This is a genomic window from Streptomyces acidiscabies, from assembly GCF_020010905.1.
Classification (GTDB): domain Bacteria; phylum Actinomycetota; class Actinomycetes; order Streptomycetales; family Streptomycetaceae; genus Streptomyces; species Streptomyces acidiscabies.
The window spans coordinates 3,768,489-3,784,575 of record NZ_JAGJBY010000001.1; the positions used below are offsets into that span (position 1 = coordinate 3,768,489).

The 16,087-nt window shown below is 70.6% G+C and carries 19 protein-coding genes; 12 read left to right on the forward strand and 7 right to left on the reverse strand.

What is annotated here, in order from left to right; genetic code table 11:
- Nucleotides 1–9: 9 nt before the first annotated feature.
- Nucleotides 10–1,350, reverse strand: coding sequence for a cytochrome P450 (locus tag J8M50_RS17470; protein ID WP_029183428.1), 1,341 nt, complete (start codon nt 1,348–1,350; stop codon nt 10–12).
- A gap of 176 nt (nt 1,351–1,526) precedes the next feature.
- On the opposite strand from J8M50_RS17470, the gene J8M50_RS17475 reads away from it, so the two are divergent.
- Nucleotides 1,527–2,123: a PadR family transcriptional regulator gene (locus tag J8M50_RS17475; RefSeq protein ID WP_029183429.1), complete on the forward strand. Its 597-nt coding sequence runs from the start codon at nt 1,527–1,529 to the stop codon at nt 2,121–2,123.
- 57 nt (nt 2,124–2,180) lie between these two features.
- Here J8M50_RS17475 and J8M50_RS17480 read toward each other — a convergent pair whose 3' ends face one another.
- Complete coding sequence (locus J8M50_RS17480; RefSeq protein WP_010350799.1) at nt 2,181–2,612, reverse strand: type II toxin-antitoxin system Rv0910 family toxin; 432 nt, start codon at nt 2,610–2,612, stop codon at nt 2,181–2,183.
- A 78-nt stretch (nt 2,613–2,690) separates the two neighbouring features.
- Nucleotides 2,691–2,870: a hypothetical protein gene (locus tag J8M50_RS17485; RefSeq protein WP_029183430.1), complete on the reverse strand. Its 180-nt coding sequence runs from the start codon at nt 2,868–2,870 to the stop codon at nt 2,691–2,693.
- A gap of 224 nt (nt 2,871–3,094) precedes the next feature.
- On the opposite strand from J8M50_RS17485, the gene J8M50_RS17490 reads away from it, so the two are divergent.
- The 4 genes from J8M50_RS17490 to J8M50_RS17505 all read left to right on the forward strand — a co-directional run bounded on the left by J8M50_RS17490 (nt 3,095) and on the right by J8M50_RS17505 (nt 6,573).
- Nucleotides 3,095–3,643: a Clp protease N-terminal domain-containing protein gene (locus J8M50_RS17490; RefSeq protein ID WP_029183431.1), complete on the forward strand. Its 549-nt coding sequence runs from the start codon at nt 3,095–3,097 to the stop codon at nt 3,641–3,643.
- Between the two features lie 171 nt (nt 3,644–3,814).
- A complete protein-coding gene (locus J8M50_RS17495) occupies nt 3,815–4,810 on the forward strand; it encodes an EamA family transporter (RefSeq protein ID WP_075661843.1) in 996 nt (331 codons plus the stop codon).
- A gap of 402 nt (nt 4,811–5,212) precedes the next feature.
- Nucleotides 5,213–5,494, forward strand: a complete 282-nt coding sequence (locus J8M50_RS17500; RefSeq protein ID WP_141655638.1) for a hypothetical protein — start codon at nt 5,213–5,215, stop codon at nt 5,492–5,494.
- Between the two features lie 182 nt (nt 5,495–5,676).
- Complete coding sequence (locus J8M50_RS17505; protein WP_029184410.1) at nt 5,677–6,573, forward strand: DMT family transporter; 897 nt, start codon at nt 5,677–5,679, stop codon at nt 6,571–6,573.
- 521 nt (nt 6,574–7,094) lie between these two features.
- Here the strand turns inward: J8M50_RS17505 and J8M50_RS17510 are convergent.
- Nucleotides 7,095–7,793, reverse strand: coding sequence for a pyridoxamine 5'-phosphate oxidase family protein (locus tag J8M50_RS17510; protein WP_029184411.1), 699 nt, complete (start codon nt 7,791–7,793; stop codon nt 7,095–7,097).
- 35 nt (nt 7,794–7,828) lie between these two features.
- On the opposite strand from J8M50_RS17510, the gene J8M50_RS17515 reads away from it, so the two are divergent.
- Complete coding sequence (locus J8M50_RS17515; RefSeq protein WP_029184412.1) at nt 7,829–9,154, forward strand: aminotransferase class I/II-fold pyridoxal phosphate-dependent enzyme; 1,326 nt, start codon at nt 7,829–7,831, stop codon at nt 9,152–9,154.
- Here the strand turns inward: J8M50_RS17515 and J8M50_RS17520 are convergent.
- Nucleotides 9,151–10,080, reverse strand: coding sequence for a DMT family transporter (locus tag J8M50_RS17520; RefSeq protein WP_010358216.1), 930 nt, complete (start codon nt 10,078–10,080; stop codon nt 9,151–9,153). The genes J8M50_RS17515 and J8M50_RS17520 overlap by 4 nt on opposite strands.
- A gap of 74 nt (nt 10,081–10,154) precedes the next feature.
- Here J8M50_RS17520 and J8M50_RS17525 point away from each other — a divergent pair, with 74 nt between their 5' ends.
- Nucleotides 10,155–11,057 (forward strand): LysR family transcriptional regulator, encoded by a 903-nt coding sequence (locus J8M50_RS17525; protein WP_010358218.1) that lies wholly within the window; start codon nt 10,155–10,157, stop codon nt 11,055–11,057.
- A 57-nt stretch (nt 11,058–11,114) separates the two neighbouring features.
- Here the strand turns inward: J8M50_RS17525 and J8M50_RS17530 are convergent, their stop codons facing one another.
- The gene (locus tag J8M50_RS17530; RefSeq protein ID WP_010358220.1) at nt 11,115–11,579 is read right to left on the reverse strand and encodes a pyridoxamine 5'-phosphate oxidase family protein; all 465 of its coding nucleotides are present in this window, start codon (nt 11,577–11,579) and stop codon (nt 11,115–11,117) included.
- A 176-nt stretch (nt 11,580–11,755) separates the two neighbouring features.
- On the opposite strand from J8M50_RS17530, the gene J8M50_RS17535 reads away from it, so the two are divergent.
- On the forward strand, nt 11,756–12,376 hold the full coding sequence (locus J8M50_RS17535; protein WP_010358222.1) for a cysteine hydrolase family protein: 621 nt from the start codon (nt 11,756–11,758) through the stop codon (nt 12,374–12,376).
- On the opposite strand, the gene J8M50_RS17540 is transcribed toward J8M50_RS17535, so the two are convergent.
- On the reverse strand, nt 12,363–12,863 hold the full coding sequence (locus J8M50_RS17540) for a Rieske (2Fe-2S) protein (RefSeq protein ID WP_010358223.1): 501 nt from the start codon (nt 12,861–12,863) through the stop codon (nt 12,363–12,365). The two genes, J8M50_RS17535 and J8M50_RS17540, sit on opposite strands and share 14 nt — an antisense overlap.
- A gap of 198 nt (nt 12,864–13,061) precedes the next feature.
- On the opposite strand from J8M50_RS17540, the gene J8M50_RS17545 reads away from it, so the two are divergent.
- The 4 genes from J8M50_RS17545 (at nt 13,062) to J8M50_RS17560 (ending at nt 15,919) form a co-directional block, all read left to right on the forward strand.
- Nucleotides 13,062–13,820 (forward strand): HipA family kinase, encoded by a 759-nt coding sequence (locus J8M50_RS17545; protein WP_010358224.1) that lies wholly within the window; start codon nt 13,062–13,064, stop codon nt 13,818–13,820.
- Nucleotides 13,821–13,837: 17 nt separating this feature from the next.
- On the forward strand, nt 13,838–14,257 hold the full coding sequence (locus tag J8M50_RS17550; RefSeq protein ID WP_223786308.1) for a DUF3037 domain-containing protein: 420 nt from the start codon (nt 13,838–13,840) through the stop codon (nt 14,255–14,257).
- Nucleotides 14,258–14,391: 134 nt separating this feature from the next.
- Nucleotides 14,392–15,153: a 3-oxoacyl-ACP reductase FabG gene (fabG, locus tag J8M50_RS17555; RefSeq protein ID WP_010358227.1), complete on the forward strand. Its 762-nt coding sequence runs from the start codon at nt 14,392–14,394 to the stop codon at nt 15,151–15,153.
- Between the two features lie 10 nt (nt 15,154–15,163).
- Entirely contained in the window at nt 15,164–15,919 is a 756-nt protein-coding gene (locus J8M50_RS17560) for an SDR family oxidoreductase (protein WP_010358228.1), read from the forward strand.
- Nucleotides 15,920–16,087 lie beyond the last annotated feature (168 nt).

Here is a 16,087-nt window from a genome sequence, read left to right on the forward strand (position 1 = left end):
CTCTCCTGGTCAGCTTGCCGCGCGCGGAGTGACGGACATCGGCAGGGCCTGGGGGTGGATCTGCGCGTCCGCGACCGCTCGGACCCTGTGTCCCGGCGCCGGGTGCAGATGCCAGCGCGTGGTGACGGCGGAGAGCACGGCGAGCATCTCGGCCCATGCGAAGCCGTCGCCGATGCACTTCCTGTTGCCGGTGCCGAAGGGCAGGTAGGTGGCGCGCGGCAGGCTCTTCTCCGGCCGGGTCAGCCACCGGTCGGGGTCGAAGCGCAGGGGGTCGGGGAAGCAGGCGGGGTCGCGGTGCAGCGTCGCGGCGCTGTAGACCACCTCGGCTCCGCGCGGGATCTCGTACCGCCCGACGCGTACGGTCTCCATCGCACGCCGCCCCATGAACCACAGGGGCTGGTACAGGCGCAGCACCTCCTGGACGAACCGCGCGGTGTACGGCAGCGCGGCGGGCGTGACCTCGCCCGGCCCGGCCGTCCGCGCCTCCTCGTTCATCCGGTCGGCCATCCCGGGGTTGCGGGCGAGCACGTGCAGGGCCCACGACAGCGAGGTGGACGTGGTCTCGACACCGGCGACGAGGAAGGTGAGGACCTCGTCGCACGCCTCCTCGTCCGACATGCCGTCCTCGTGCGCGAGCATGAGGGCGAGGACACCGTGGCTCTCCGGGCTGCTGCGGGCCTGCCGTACGGCCGACTCGGCGAGCCGGCGCAGGGCCGCCGCCGAGGCCAGGAACTTTCGTCGGCCCGGAGTCGGTATGTCGGCCAGCGCGGGCGGCAGGATGGTGGCGCGGAGCACGCCGCGTACGAGAATTTCGAGGTCGGTGCTGACGCGTGCGCCCAGTCCCTCGATGGCCCGCCTGGTCTGCGACCCCTCGGCGAAGGGGAAGAGTGCCGGTACCAGCATGGCGACGGCCAGCTCGCGCATCTCCCGCTCCATGGCCATGACCGGCCCCGCCGGCCAGCTCCCCACCCGCGCCCCGGCGATCTCCACGAACGTCTCCGCGTACCGGGCGACCCGCTCCCGGTGGAACGCGGGCTGCAAGGCGCGCCGCTGCCGGAGGTGGAAAGGCCCGTCGGACGACGCCAGCCCGTTGCCGATGTACGGCCGGACCCGGTCGAACAGCATGCCCTTGCTGAACTTGCCGCTCTGCGCCACGAGCACGTCGTGAATGGCCTCGGGGGCGTTGAGCACGTAGAACGAACGCCGCCCCAGCTTCATCTCCACGATGTCGCCGGACCCCCGCAGCCCTTGCAGGAACATCGCCCGCCCTCGCGACATCCTGAGCAGATGCCCGACCACGGGCACTCCACCTGGCGCGAGAGGAACTCCAACCGCTTCTGTCTCGCTCACATCCGAGCTCTCCCCGATGCCAGGCGTGTTCGAACGTTTTAGCGACGGCAAGGTTCCGGGTGTACAGGCGGATTTTCGCGTGGGGGTTGTCGGGCGATCGGTTCCGATATATCGTTGGCGTATCGCGATCGGTTTAAGAAGATCAGTCGATCTGGGAGTCGAGTGGAGTGGGTTTTATGCGTATGCATGGATTTGAGCGTGGGCATGGTCAGGACCCGCGTGAGCGTGGTGGGTTTGAGGGGCGGCGGGCTGCCTTTGGGCCGTTCGGGCCCGGAGGGCCTGGGTTTGGGCCTGGGCCCTGGGGTGGGCGGGGGCGTGGGGGGCCTCGGGGGAGGGCTCGGCGGGGGGACGTGCGGGCTTCGATTCTTGCTCTGCTCAAGGAACGGGGGATGCATGGGTACGAGATGATCCAGGAGATCGCCGAGCGCAGTGGCGGGGCCTGGAAGCCGAGTCCGGGGTCTGTGTATCCGACCCTTCAGCTGCTGGAGGACGAAGGGCTCATCAGCAGTGAGAGCGAGGGCGGCAAGAAGCTGTTCTCCCTCACCGAGGCCGGGCGCGCGGCTGCCGAGGACGTCGCCGAGGCGCCCTGGGAGGAGGCCACGCGTGGGGTCGACTGGGAGTCTCTGCACGAGATCAGGCAGGCCGGGGCCGGGCTCTTCGAGGCGTTCGGGCAGGTCTGGCGGACCGGGAACAAGGAGCAGCGTGAGAAGGCTCTGGCTGTTGTCAACGATGCTCGTAAGAAGCTGTATCTGATCCTCGCCGACGAGGACTGAGCCGTCGTCGTACGGCTGTGCAGGCGCCCTGCGGATTCCGTGGGGCGCCTGTCCGCGTCAGGCCACCAGCGTCGACAGCTTCCGCAGTGACTCGTTCAGCGCCGCCGTCGCCGAGTCCTTGAGCTTGCCCGCCATCAGGGACACCGCCGCGCCCGTGAACTCGCCGTCGATGCGGACCGTCGTCGCCGAGGGGCCGTCCGGCGTCAGGGTGTAGCGCGTGAGGAGGGCGACCGCCATGGGGCCCTTGCCGGTGATCGTGAAGGTGCGCGCGGGCGTCAGCTCGCCGATCGTCCACTCGACTTCCGCCGGGAACCCCATGAGCTTCATGTTCTCCTGGAACGTCGCGCCCGTCTCCAGTGAAGCCGGCCCGCCCTGGGGGAAGTTGGTGTGCGTCGCGTTCCACTCGCCGTACCCCGGCCAGTCCGTCAGCCGGGTCCAGATCTGCTCCGCCGGTGCCTCGATGCGTGCCTCGGCGCTCACTTCGGCCATGCGACCACCTCTTCGAATCGGCCAGGGTGCGCGGAACGTAGCCCCGGGGCCCTCAACTTGCAAGACACGGGCCGCCGTTCACCGCAGGCGTCGTATCACCGCCGCGTCGAAGACGTCCCACGCGCGCGGGTGCGGGCCCTCGTCGTGGCAGTGCCAGGCCGCCCAGAACAGGTCGGCGGGGAGGGCGTCCTCGGGGGCGTAGACGCGGTACACGTATTGCAGGCCGTCGATCGACGGGAGCGCCACCAGCCAGCTCACGGTCATCAAACGGAATCCCCTCTCCCACTACTGTGACGTGACCGTTCACCTCGTGGTTGCGTACAGGGCGTGCGGGAGTGCGCCGCGCGCCCCCTTAGATGGGGGGTCGCCTGATGTCATCCGTAAGGAGGAGATTCTGCGCCGCCTCGTCCCCTTTGCGTGGGAGGCGGAAATGGTTCGCACCGGGGATGACCCAAGGCGTCCGGGACTGATGGGGTGAGGGGGTGCAACCCCGTATTCCCCGGCCAACGGTCCATGAACCCGTACCGCCCACCGTGGACGACGTCGCCGGGTTCAGTGCGGAGCTCGTGGCGGCGGTCGCCGGTGCGCGTCGCAGGGCGGTGCGGAGTGCCGACCGGCAGATCGACAGCGCGCATCTGCTGCACTCGCTGCTGGAGTCGGATGCCGAGGTGCGGGGGATGTTCGGGGAGGAGCCCCGGATCTCGCGGGTGCTCGGGTATCTCGTCCAGCGCAGCATCGGGTACGGGCTGCGGTGGCAGGGCGGGGTCGAGGACTCGGGGGAGGTGCCGGTCGTCGCCGTCGCCGAGGGGTTCTCGCCGGTCGCGGCTGTTGCGGTGGAGGGGGCTCGGGTGCGGGCTGTGCGGCGGGGGGTTGCGCTGGCGGAAGGGGTTGATCTGCTGGCGGCGGTGCTGGCGGATCCACGGTCCCGGGCGGTGGAGGTGCTGGGGCGTGCGGGGGTGGATGCGGGGGAGTTGTTGGAGCGGGTGGAGAAGGGGGAGGGCGGGGACGTGGGGGAGGCGGGGTGGGAGTGACGGGGCGGGGAGCCTCGTACACGTGAGCCTCGTACGCGTGAGGCGGGACCGCCGTAGACGTACGACCGTCATGCCACCGATTTCCTCACGTCGTCCGAAGTGTGCTGCTCACAGAGCGAGACAGGAGCTTGGCGGGGTGACGGTGCTGTCTGCTGCTGTCATCATGTCCGCGTGGCTAAGGCGAATGGTGTGGGGCTGGGACTGGCGGCGGTGTCGGCCGTGGCGTTCGGGGGGTCCGGGGTCGCGGCGAAGCCGTTGATCGAGGGCGGGCTCGAACCGCTGCACGTGGTGTGGCTGCGGGTCGGGTTCGCCGCGCTGGTGATGGTGCCGGTCGCCTGGCGGCACCGGGATCTCGTACGGCGCCGGCCCGGACTCCTCGCCGGGTTCGGGCTGCTCGGCGTCGCCGGGGTGCAGGCGTTCTACTTCGGGGCCATCTCGCGGCTGCCCGTCGGGGTCGCGCTGCTGCTGGAGTATCTGGCGCCCGCGCTGGTGCTGGGCTGGGTGCGGTTCGTGCAGCGGCGTGCGGTGAGCCGGCGGGCTGTGGTCGGGGTCGTGCTGGCGGTCGGCGGGCTCGCCTGCGTCGTCGAGGTGTGGGCCGGGATGAGGTTCGACGCGGTCGGGGTGCTGCTCGCGCTGGGCGCCGCCTGCTGCCAGGTCGGCTACTTCGTGCTGTCCGACCGAGGGGGTACCGGCGAGGACGCGCCGGACCCGTTCGGGGTGATCGCGTACGGGTTGCTGGTCGGCGCGGCTGTCCTCACGGTCGTTGCGCGGCCCTGGGACCTCGACTGGGCCGTGCTCGGGCGCAACGCCGAGATGAATGGTGTCGGGGTGCCCGCGTGGCTGTTGCTCGGGTGGGTCGTGCTGGTGGCGACCGTGGTGGCGTACACGACCGGGGTCGTCTCGGTGCGGCGGCTGTCGCCGCAGGTCGCGACCGTCTTGGCGTGTTCGGAGGCGGTTGTCGCGACGGTTCTTGCGTGGGTGTTGCTCGGGGAGCATCTCGGTGCGGCGCAGTTGGCGGGTGGCGTGGTTGTGCTGCTGGGGGCGTTCGTCGCGCAGTCGGCTACGCCTGCGAAGGTGTCGGGGGAGCCGGTGGCGGGTGGGCGTCCGGAGCCGGACTTGGCTGTGCGTGGGGATGTTCGGGGGGCTGGTGGTGGGCTTGCGTCCTGAGCTGGGCTTGGTCGCCGGCGAAGGCGTCGGGGGGCTGGTGGTGGGCGGGTGTCCGGAACCGGATCTGGTCGCGCGCGGAGGTGTTCGGGGGGCTGGTGGTGGGTTCGCGTCCTGAGCTGGACTTGGCCGTCCGCGGAGGCGTCGGGGAGCTGGTGGCGGGCGGGTGTCCGGAACCGGATCTGGTCGCGCGCGGAGGTGTTCGGGGGGCTGATGGCGGGCTATGTCCTGAACTCGACCTGGTCGCGCGCGGTGGCGTTCGGGGGGCTGGTGGCGGGTTCGCGTCCTGAGCTGGACTTGGCCGTCCGCGAAGGCGTCGGGGAGCCGGTGGTGGGCGTCCGGAACCGGATCTGGCCGTGCGCGGGACGTTCTGGCGGGCTTGCGTCTTGAACTCGACCTGGTCGCGTGCGAAGGCGTTCGCGGAGCTGGTGGTGGGCTCGCGTCCTGAACTCGACTTGGTCGCGCTCGAAGACGTCCGGGGAACTGGTGGCGGGTTCGCGTCCTGAATCGGACTGGCCGCTCGCGAAGGCGTCCGGGGAGCTGGGGCGGGCTCGCGTCCTGAGCCCGGCCTGGCCGTGTGCGAAGACGTTCGCGGAGTTGGTGGCGAACTCGGCCTGGCTGCGCGCGAAGACGTCCGGGCAGCCGTGTCCTGGGCCCGGCCTGGTCGCCCGCGACACCGCCGTATAGGGTCCTGATCATGCCTTCGACGCTCGTTCTTCCGCCTCCGGCCGCCTGAGGCGGGCCTCCGGAGTGATCAGCCCGGCTTGGCTGTGACGCCGCCGGGCTGAACGGTGTTGCCCGCAGACGAAGTCCAGACTTCGGATCTCGTGTGTTGCTGCGGAGAACGCGTGTCTACTTTTTCTCTGCCCATGTCGCCGGTCGGCCGTGGGCTTTTCTTTCTGATCGTCGCCGGGGTTGCCTGGGGGACCGCCGGGGCCGCCGCCTCGCTGGTCTTCCGGGTCAGTGATCTGGGCGCTGTGTCGCTGTCCTTCTGGCGCTGTGTCGTCGGGCTGGTGCTGCTGTTGGTCGCGCGGGCGGTACGGCGCCGGCCCGGCCGTCGGGCGCGGGGTGCGCGGTGGTGGGTGTTGACGCTGGCCAGCGGGGTTGCGCTCGCCGTGTTCCAGACGACGTACTTCGCGGCCGTGTCCGCGACCGGACTCGCCGTCGGGACGGTCGTCACCCTCGGTGCCGGGCCCGTTTTCATCGCGCTCGGCGCGAGGTTGGTGTTGGGTGAGCGGCTCGGGCGGAGCGGTGTGCTCGCTGTGGCCGGGGCGCTCGCCGGGCTCGGGGTGCTGTTCGCCGGAGGTGGGGGCGGGGTCGTACGGCCCTCGGGGGTGCTGCTCGGGCTGGTCTCCGCCGCCGGGTACTGCGTGATGACGCTGATCACCCGGCGGTGGGGGAGCGCGGAGGACGCCTCGGACACGACCGTCGGGGCGTTCGCGGTGACCTCGCTGTGCCTGCTGCCGTTCGCGGTGGGGGAGGGGCTGATGCCGCACACGGCCGATCTGGGGCAGGTGGTGTGGCTCGTCGTGTACATCGCCGCTGTTCCTACGGCCCTTGCCTATGCGCTGTACTTCGCCGGTGCGGCTGTCGTCCGTGCGGCGACCGTGTCCGTGGTGATGCTTCTCGAACCGGTGAGCGCGGCTGTGCTGGCGGTCGCGGTGCTGGGGGAGCGGGTCACCGGGGCGACGGTGGTGGGGACGGTGCTGATGCTGGGGTCGGTGGCGGGGCTGGCTGTGGCGGAGGCTCGGGGAGGGGGTGAGTAGGGCTGGGCGGGGTGGACTTGGCGGCCGGGGTGGGGGACTCGGTGGCCGGGTTCTCGATCGTGCTGGCCGTGCGTTGGTCGGGGTTTCGGTTGTGCGCGTCGCGCGTCGGCTGGGCACCCCGGTTGTACGGGTCGCGAGTCGGCCGGGTCCCGGTTGTACGGGCTGCGCGTCGGCTGGGCACCCCGGTTGTACGGGTCGCGAGTCGGCCGGGTCCCGGTTGTACGGGCTGCGCGTCGGCTGGGCACCCCGGTTGTACGGGTCGCGAGTCGGCCGGGCCCCGGTTGTACGGGCTGCGCGTCGACTGGGGCCCCGGTTGTACGGGCTGCGCGTTGGCCTGACCTCGGTTGTGCGGGCCGTGCGTCGGTCGGAGCCCCGGTCGTGCGGGCCGTGCGTCGGTCGGGGCTTCGGTCGTGTGGGCTGTGCGTCGGTCGAGGCCTCGACCGTGCGGGCCATGCGTTGGCCGGGGCCTTGATCGTGTGGGCCGTGCGTCGGCAGCGCAACTTCCCCGAGGTGAATCGGCGTCACAACTCCCCGAGATAGGCGGGGAGTTCGGTGCCGGGCGCCAAGTCCGGGTCCGGGAGCGGCGTGCCGTAGGTGCGGTGGACGGGGATGACCCCCGCCCAGTGGGGGAGCGTCAGGTCCTCGGGCTCATCGTTCACGCCGCCCGTGCGGGCCTTCGCCGAGACCTCCGTCAGGTCCAGGCGGATCACCGCCGTCGCCGCCAGCTCCTTCTTGTTCGCCGGGCGGGAGTCGGCGGCGCGGCCGGGGATCGCGTGGTTCACCAGGGCGTCCAGGGCCTCGCGCTTCTCGGTCGGGTCCGTGACGTCGTGGGCGAGGCCGTGGATCATTACCGAGCGGTAGTTGATCGAGTGGTGGAAGGCGGAGCGGGCGAGGACCAGGCCGTCGACATGGGTCACGGTCACGCAGACCGGGAGGCCCTCGGGGGCCTGGCCGGTCATGCGCAGGGGGCGGGAGCCGGTGGAGCCGTGGACGTAGAGGCGGTCGCCGACGCGGCCGAAGAGGGTGGGGAGGACCACGGGGGCGCCGTCGCGGACGAAGCCGAGGTGGCAGACGTACGCCTCGTCGAGTATCGCGTGGACCAAGTCCCTGTCGTACGAGGCCCGTTGGGGGGAGCGGGTGGGGATCGTGCGGTCGGTCCGGGGGTAGGGCGGGGGCGTCGTGCCAGGGGTGGCCGGTTCCTGCGCGGTGGTTCCCTGCATGGCGTTCTCCATTGCACTAGTGCATACTCATGTTTGTGCTAGGAGAGTATCCGATCCAGGGTCGGCGTGCGGTGGACATTTCCGCGAGCATCGAGCGTGCGGTGGGGGAGGGGGCGCTGGAGCCCGGTCAACTACTGCCTCCCATGCGGGAGTTGGCTGTCACGCTCGGAGTCAATCCCAATACCGTCGCCGCCGCGTACCGCATCCTGCGGGAGCGGGGGGTCATCGAGACGCAGGGGCGGCGGGGGAGCCGGGTGCGGGCGCGGCCCGCTACGACCGGGAGGGAGCGGGCGGTCGTCTCCGTGCCGGTGGGGGTGCGGAATCTTGCCGACGGGAACCCTGATCCGGCGTTGTTGCCCGCGCTCGGGCCCGCGTTCGTCGCGGCTACGGCTGGTCGGGCGCCGGTGTTGTACGGGGAGGCGCCCGTCGACGCCGAGTTGGGGCGACTGGCTCGGGCCGCGTTCGATGCGGACGGGGTGCCTGCGGGGGAGTTGGTCGTCGCCTCAGGGGCGTTGGACGCGGTTGAGCGGGTGCTGGGGGTTCATCTGAAGCCCGGGGATTCTGTCGCCGTCGAGGATCCTGGGTGGAATCGGATGCTTGATCTTGTGGGGGCGCTCGGGCTTCGGGTTTTTCCTGTTGCCGTTGATGATGAAGGGCCTGTTGTCGAGGGGATGCGGGCCGCTCTGGAATTCGGGGTGCGCGCTGTTGTCGTCACCGATCGGGCGCAGAATCCTACGGGGGCCGCTTTGAGTGCCGGGCGGGCTCGGGAATTGCGCCGGGTGCTGGGGGAGTATCCCGAGGTTGTCGTGATCGAGGACGATCATGGGGACGGGATTGTGGATCTGCCGCTTTGTCCGTTGGCCGGGGTTACTCGGCATTGGGCATTTGTGCGGTCTGTCGCCAAGGCTTATGGGCCTGATCTGCGGGTTGCCGTGATGGCCGGGGATGCGGTGACCGTGGATCGGGTTCGGGGGCGGCAGCGGTTGGGGGCGGGGTGGGTGAGTCTGGTGGTGCAGCGGGCTGTGGTGTGGTTGTGGGAGCGTGGGGGTGTGGATCCGGTTGTGGTGGGTGGGGTTTATCGGAGGCGGCGGGAGATGTTGATCGGGGCTTTGCGGGAAAGGGGAGTCGAGGCTCGGGGGCGGAGTGGGTTGGGGGTATGGATTCCCGTTGAGGATGAGACGGGGGTGGTGGCTCGGTTGTTGCGGGAGGGGTGGGCTGTTGCTGCCGGTGGGAGGTTTCGGGTGAATTCCGGGCCTGGGGTTCGGGTGACTGTTTCTTCTCTGCGGGAGGAGGAGGTTGGGGATTTTGCGGATGCTGTGGCTGAGGCTGTTCGACCCGCTTCCAGTTGGGGTGTGGTTTAGGTTGTTTGTTTTTCGGGTGCGGGTGCTTCGTGGTTGCTCGCGCAGTTCCCCGCGCCCCTAAAAGACACACGCTTGGCCTGCGTTAGAGCTGCTCCCGCCAGGACGATTGCCGCTCCCACCGGCGTCGACCATGTGAGGTTCTCTCCCAGGAACGCCGTTCCCGCCACCGTCGCGATCACCGGTGTGAAGTACGTGACCATCTGCGCCGTCGTCGGCCCCACCTCCGCCACCAACCCGTACTGCATCAGGAACGCCAGGCCCGTGCCCAGTGCCCCCAGCGCCGCCACCGACAGGAGCGACGGCGTCGGGAAGCTGTGCGGGAACGGCGTGATCAGCGCCAACTGGACCGTCGCCAGCAGGAGTTGCGCGCCGGTCATCGAGAGCGCCGACTCCGTACGGGTGGACAGCGTGCGGCGTACGTAGATCCAGCCGACGGCGTAGCTGAGGGAGGCCGCGAGGGCGAGGGACGTGCCTCGGGGCTCCAGGCCCGTGAAGCCCTGCCACGCGCCGAGGACCGTGAGGACGCCCAGGAAGCCGAGGGCGAGGCCCGCGAAGCGGACGCGGGTGGGGCGGTCCTCGGAGAGGGCGACCAGGGAGAGGGCCATGCCCCACAGGGGCGTCGTCGCGTTGCAGATCCCGGCGAGGCTGGAGGGGATGGTCAGCTCGGCGTACGCGAACAGCGAGAACGGCAGGGCGTTGAGGAGGAACGCGGCGACCGTCAGGTGGCCCCAGGTGCGGGCGTCCCGGGGGAGGCGCTCCCGCTTCACGGCCAGCGCGATCGCCAGCACCGCCGTACCGAAGACCAGGCGGCCCAGGGTGACCTGGAGCGGGGCGAAGCCGTCCGTGCCGACCTTGATGAACAGGAAGCTGAAACCCCAGATCAGGGAGAGGGCGGCGAAGCGAAGGCGCCAGTCCAGGTGGCTCATGAGGCCAACTGTGGGGGAGCCGACCTCGTAGCACAATCGAGAATTCGAGCGAGGTACCTCGTAGTATTGCTTACATGTTGAACCTGGAGCGCCTGCGCACCCTCGACGCCCTCGCCCGGCACGGCTCGGTGAGCGCCGCCGCGCTGGCCCTGCACATCACGACCTCGGCGGTCTCCCAGCAGATGGCCAAACTGGAGCGCGAGACGGGGCGGCAGCTGCTCGCCAAGCACGGGCGCGGGGTGCGGCTGACGGACGCCGGGGTGCTGCTGGCCGAGCACGCGCGACGCATCCTGTCGCAGGTCGAGGTCGCCGAGGCCGATCTGGAGGCGCAGCGCGGGGAGGTCGCCGGGGAGCTGCGGATCTCGGCGTTCCCGACGGCCGCGCGCGGACTGTTCCCGGCCGCGCTGGGCGCCCTGCGGCGGGACCATCCGGCGCTGCGGGTGCGCTCGCGGGAGCTGGAGCCCGAGCGCGGGGTCGCCGGGGTGGTCGGCGGCGACCTGGACCTGGCCGTCGTCCTCGACTGGTACAACAAGCCGATGCCGCTGCCGGACGGCCTCGCCAAGGCGCACCTCCTCGACGACCCGGTCGCCGTCGCGCTGCCGGCGGACCATCCGCTCGCCGGGCGCGACGAGGCCGACCTCGGGGAGTTCGCCGAGGACGGGTGGGTGATGTGGGCCGAGGGGGAGTTCTGCCACGAGTGGCTCAAGTTCACGCTGCGGGCGCGGGGCATCGAGCCGCTGATCGCGCATCAGGCCGGCGAGACGCACACCCAACTCGGGCTCGTCCAGGCCGGGTTGGGTGTCTGCATCGCGCCTCTGCTGGGCCGCAACCCGGTGCCCGAGGGTGTGGTGACCGTGCCGCTGCGGCAGGGGGTGCGCCGGCACGTGTACGTGGTCTGGCGCGCCGACGCCGACCGCCGCCCGTCGATCAGGGCGGCGGTGGAGGCGCTCAAGTCGGCGTCGGAGAAGGTGTCTTGAGCGGGTGTCAGATCCCCTGAACGGACCTCGGGCCGCCCGGCCTCCCGCAACCCCCGTTCAGGAACCCAGCTTCCGGAAGTCCCACGACACCACCTTCTCCGGCGTCAGCCGTATCCACGCGTGCCTCCCGTCGTGCGGCATCGAGTCCACCCGGAAGTTCTTGCGCGCGAACCGCGTCTCCACGGCGTCGAGTTCGGCGCACAGCTCCCCCGTGCGCGGGATCTCGCCGACGAACTCGACGGTTCCGGACAGCTCGACGCCCTGGAGCTGGTCGTACTCCTCGCCCGTGTCGACGACGATCGCGACGCGCGGATCCCGGCGCAGATGGGTCCACCGCTTGCTGCGCACGACCGAGTACAGCCAGAGCGAGGTCCCGTCCCAGAGGAACCACAGCGCGCTGACGTGCGGAGCGCCGTCCGTCGACACCGTGGCCACCCGGCAGGTGCGCTGGGTGTCGAGGAACTCGTCCAGCTCCCCCGGCGTCATCATGATCTTGCGGCCCCGGCGCTGAGTGGCAGTCATGCGGCCCCCCTTTTTCTGTTGGCTCGTTCTGTCTTTCCTTACGTCCGGCCCCGCTGGGTTTCCTCACAGGACACCGAAAGATCCTCTGACGGACCGTCAGAAACCAGGATGGGCCGCCTTCCGGGCTGACGCAATGGTGGCTACCCTCTCGGGCGACCCGGAAGCCAGGAGGAGATGTGATTCTCGACATCGAGAATACGGTTCTGCTCACGGTGGAGTGCCAGGAGGGGGTCGTCGGAGAGGACGCCGCCCTGCCTCAACTCGCCGCAGAGGCAAGGAAGTCGGGCGCGCTGGACAACGTCGCCCGGCTGGTCGCCGCCGCACACGCAGTCGGCGTACAGGTCGTCCACGCGGTCGCGGAACGCCGGCCGGACGGGAAGGGCGCGAGCCGCAACGCGCGGCTGTTCCGGGCCGCCGAGCGGCTCCCCGTCCAGCAGCTCGCCGGTTCGCACGCGGTGCGGGTCGCGGCGCCGGTCGAGGTCGACGGGCGCGACATCGTCGTACGGAGACTGCACGGACTGTCTCCGCTGCACGGGACCGAAGTGGACGCGCTGCTGCGGAACTTGGGGTGCCGGACGCTGATCGTGGTGGGGGTGTCCGCGAACGTCGCGATCCCCAACTCGGTGTTCGACGCGGTGAACCTGGGCTACACGGTCGTCGTCGCGTCGGACGCGATCGCGGGGGTGCCGTCGGAGTACACCCCCGCGATGGTCCGCCACACACTCGCGTTGGTCGCTACGGTCGCGACCACGGACGAGGTGGTGGCGGGGTTCAACTCCCGTACTACGCCAGGGTGATGTTGGTGCCGCTGACCGCGATGTTCACCGACGGGAGCGGCTTCTGGGCCGGGCCGCTCTTCACGCTGCCGTCCTCGATGGAGAAGTTGCTGTTGTGGCAGGGGCAGTTGATGACGCCGTCCGCCACGCTCTTGACCGCACAGCCCTGGTGGGTGCAGACGGCGGAGAACGCCTTGTAGGTGCCGGCCGTCGGCTGGGTGACGACGACCTTCTCCGAGGCGAAGACCTTGCCGCCGCCCTCGGGGATGTCCGCGGTGGCGGCGAGGGCCTTGCCGCCCGCCGAACCGCCGGTCGCCGCCGGGGTCTCGGACGTACCCGTCGAACCGGTCGAGCCCGTGGTGCCGCTGTCGTTCGAGCCGGCCGCCGGCGACGAGTCGTCGGAGCTTCCGCACGCGGTCAGCGCGACGGCGAGCCCTGCGGCTCCGGCCGCCGTGACGACGGTGCGGCGAGCGGGTCCTGCGAGGGGTTTGAGCGGTCCGCTGGTCATGCTGAGGTTTCCCTTCGTGGGGGTGGGACTCTCGGGATACGCACACGGGTACGGTTCCTGGCCGCGAACCGTTCAGCGCGGCCCCCGATCCGGACGTCCCCGATCCGGACGTCCCGCGATACTCGCGTGCGGGCGGTCGGGCGGGCGTAAGCCAGAGCTGTCGTCGAGCTGTCGGTCCGTCCTCGGTAACCTGGGCGGATGCTCAAGGACGTCACCGCCACCCGCTACATCACGCCCCTGCGGGAGGGCGGTTCGCTGCCGGGTCTGGTCGAGGCCGACGACTTCGGGACCTACGTCCTGAAGTTCACCGGCGCGGGCCAGGGCCGCAAGACGCTGGTCGCCGAGGTCGTCTGCGGCGAGCTGGCCCGGCGGCTCGGATTCCGTATGCCGCGCCTGGTCACCGTACGGCTCGACCCGGTCCTCGGACTCGCCGAGCCCGACCAGCAGGTGCAGGACCTGATCCGCTCCAGCGGCGGCACCAACCTCGGGATGGACTTCCTCTCCGGGGCGCTCGGCTTCGACCCGCTGGCCTTCGAGGTGAGCGCCGAGGACGCCGGGCGGATCGTCTGGTTCGACGCGCTGATCAACAACGTCGACCGCTCCTGGCGCAACCCGAACCTGCTCATGCACCGCGACGAACTCTGGCTCATCGACCACGGCGCGACGATGATCTGGCACCACAACTGGCCGTCCGCCGAAGCCTCCGCCGCGCGTCCCTACGACGCCTCCGACCACGCCCTCGCGACCTTCGCGCCCGACGTCGCGGGCGCCGCCGCCGACCTCGCCCCGCAGGTCACCGAGGAACTCCTCGCCGAGGTCACCGCCGAGATCCCGGACGAGTGGCTGACCGGCGAGACCGGCTTCGACGACCCCGACGCGCTGCGCCGGGCGTACACGACGCCGCTGCTGGCGCGGGCGGCCGACATCCACACGCGCGTGAAGGGGATCAGCGCATGACCGAGCACCTCACCCACATGGCCGGACAGCTCACCGAGCGGCACATCACCCGGGACGGGCACAACTCCGCCGGGGACGTCTACGAGTACGCGCTCCTGCGCATCGTCCCGCGCGTGGAGCGCGGTGAGTGCGTCAACGCGGGCGTGCTGGTGTACTGCCGCGCCAAGGGGTACGTGGGGGCCCGTACGCATCTCGACGAGGCGCGGTTGCTCGCGCTGGACCCCCGGGCGGACGTCGAGGGTGTGCGGGCGGCGCTGGGGGCCGTGGAGCGGGTCTGCGAGGCCGCCGGGCAGAGCGCCGGGGACGATCCCGGGAAGCGGTTCCGGTGGCTCGTCGCGCCCCGGTCGACGATCGTGCAGCCGGGGCCCGTGCACACGGGGCTGACCGGGGACCCGGCGGCCGAGGCGGAGCGGTTGCTGGATCTGCTGGTGAGGTAATCGATCACAGTGGCCGGGTGGCCCGTTGACACGGAGTGCCGGGGCTTCTAGCGTCACGGGTGGCGAAGGTACTAAGCGGTTGCTCACTGAATCTCAGGGCCGCGGATTTTCTCAAGGGCGAGGAGAAGCAGCACATGTCCACCACAGAACAGCGCGTCGCGATCGTCACCGGCGCGGCGCGCGGCATCGGCGCCGCCACCGCCGTACGGCTGGCCGCCGAGGGCCGCGCGGTCGCCGTGATCGACCTGGACGAGGCCGCCTGCAAGGACACCGTCGAGAAGATCACCGCGGCCGGCGGCAAGGCCATCGCCGTCGGCGCGGACGTCTCCGACGAGGCGCAGGTCGAGGCCGCCGTCGCGCGCGTCGCCGCCGAGCTGGGCGCCCCGACGATCCTCGTCAACAACGCGGGCGTGCTGCGCGACAACCTGCTGTTCAAGATGAGCGCGTCCGACTGGGACACCGTCCTCGACGTGCACCTGCGCGGCTCGTTCCTGATGACCCGCGCGGTCCAGAAGCACATGGTCGACGCCGGGTTCGGCCGGGTCGTCAACCTCTCCTCCTCCTCGGCGCTCGGCAACCGCGGCCAGGCCAACTACTCCGCCGCCAAGGCCGGGTTGCAGGGCTTCACCAAGACCCTCGCCATCGAGCTCGGCAAGTTCGGCATCACCGCCAACTCCGTCGCGCCCGGCTTCATTGCCACCGAGATGACCAAGGCCACCGCCGACCGGGTCAACATGGACTTCGAGGACTTCAAGAAGGCCGCCGCGACCCAGATCCCCGTCCAGCGCGTCGGCGAGCCCGAGGACATCGCCAACTCCATCGCCTTCTTCACCGGCGAGGCGGCCGGATTCGTCTCCGGCCAGGTCATGTACGTCGCCGGCGGACCGCTCAACTAGGAAGCCCTCCATGACTGTTGAACTCTCCGGCAAGGTCGCGCTGGTCACCGGCGCCAGCCGAGGCATCGGGTACGGCGTCGCCGAGGCGCTCGTCGCGCGCGGCGACCGCGTGTGCATCACCGGCCGCAACGAGGACGCCCTCAAGGAAGCCGTCGACCGGCTCGGCGCCGACCGGGTCATCGGCGTCGCGGGCAAGGCGCACGACCTCGACCACCAGGCCGAGGTCGTCGGCCGCGTGATGGAGGCCTTCGGGCGCGTCGACTTCCTGGTCAACAACGCAGGGACCAACCCGGTGTTCGGGCCGCTCGCCGACCTCGACCTGAACGTTGCCCGCAAGGTCTACGAGACCAACGTGATCTCCGCGCTCGGCTTCGCGCAGAAGACCTGGCACGCCTGGCAGAAGGACAACGGCGGCGCGATCGTCAACATCGCGTCCGTGTCCGGGATCGCGCCCTCGCCGTTCATCGCCGCGTACGGCATGAGCAAGGCCGCGATGATCAACCTCACCCAGCAGCTCGCGCACGAGTTCGCGCCGAAGGTGCGGGTCAACGCGATCGCGCCGGCCGTCGTCAAGACGAAGTTCGCCGAGGCGCTGTACGAGGGGCGTGAGGAGGAGGCGGCTGCGGCGTACCCGCTCGGGCGGCTCGGTGTGCCGTCCGACATCGGGGGGACGGCCGCGTTCCTGACGTCCGACCAGTCCGACTGGATCACCGGGCAGACGCTCGTGGTCGACGGGGGGATCTTCCTCAACGCGGCTGTGGGATAAGCGGGGTTGGGCCCATCCGGGCTTCTTGCTGGGCCTCTTTGTGAAGGCGTCGCTCCTGACCGGGGGCGGCGCCTTCGGCGTACTCCTCCTCGTACGAATACGTGTACGAGGAACCGGTTCACGCCGCGCCGCACTGCGGTAGGGTCTCGCGCCAACCCCCCTTGGTAC

What these genes read in the sequence shown, in the direction of transcription:
- J8M50_RS17480 (WP_010350799.1), bottom strand. Translation starts at nt 2,612, where the DNA reads ATGGCCGAAGTGAGCGCCGAGGCACGCATCGAGGCACCGGCGGAGCAG.
- J8M50_RS17505 (WP_029184410.1), top strand. Translation starts at nt 5,677, where the DNA reads ATGTCGCCGGTCGGCCGTGGGCTTTTCTTTCTGATCGTCGCCGGGGTT.
- fabG (WP_010358227.1), top strand. Translation starts at nt 14,392, where the DNA reads ATGTCCACCACAGAACAGCGCGTCGCGATCGTCACCGGCGCGGCGCGC.
- J8M50_RS17510 (WP_029184411.1), bottom strand. Translation starts at nt 7,793, where the DNA reads ATGCAGGGAACCACCGCGCAGGAACCGGCCACCCCTGGCACGACGCCC.
- J8M50_RS17545 (WP_010358224.1), top strand. Translation starts at nt 13,062, where the DNA reads ATGCTCAAGGACGTCACCGCCACCCGCTACATCACGCCCCTGCGGGAG.
- J8M50_RS17550 (WP_223786308.1), top strand. Translation starts at nt 13,838, where the DNA reads ATGGCCGGACAGCTCACCGAGCGGCACATCACCCGGGACGGGCACAAC.
- J8M50_RS17520 (WP_010358216.1), bottom strand. Translation starts at nt 10,080, where the DNA reads ATGAGCCACCTGGACTGGCGCCTTCGCTTCGCCGCCCTCTCCCTGATC.
- J8M50_RS17530 (WP_010358220.1), bottom strand. Translation starts at nt 11,579, where the DNA reads ATGACTGCCACTCAGCGCCGGGGCCGCAAGATCATGATGACGCCGGGG.
- J8M50_RS17475 (WP_029183429.1), top strand. Translation starts at nt 1,527, where the DNA reads ATGCGTATGCATGGATTTGAGCGTGGGCATGGTCAGGACCCGCGTGAG.
- J8M50_RS17560 (WP_010358228.1), top strand. Translation starts at nt 15,164, where the DNA reads ATGACTGTTGAACTCTCCGGCAAGGTCGCGCTGGTCACCGGCGCCAGC.
- J8M50_RS17525 (WP_010358218.1), top strand. Translation starts at nt 10,155, where the DNA reads ATGTTGAACCTGGAGCGCCTGCGCACCCTCGACGCCCTCGCCCGGCAC.
- J8M50_RS17540 (WP_010358223.1), bottom strand. Translation starts at nt 12,863, where the DNA reads ATGACCAGCGGACCGCTCAAACCCCTCGCAGGACCCGCTCGCCGCACC.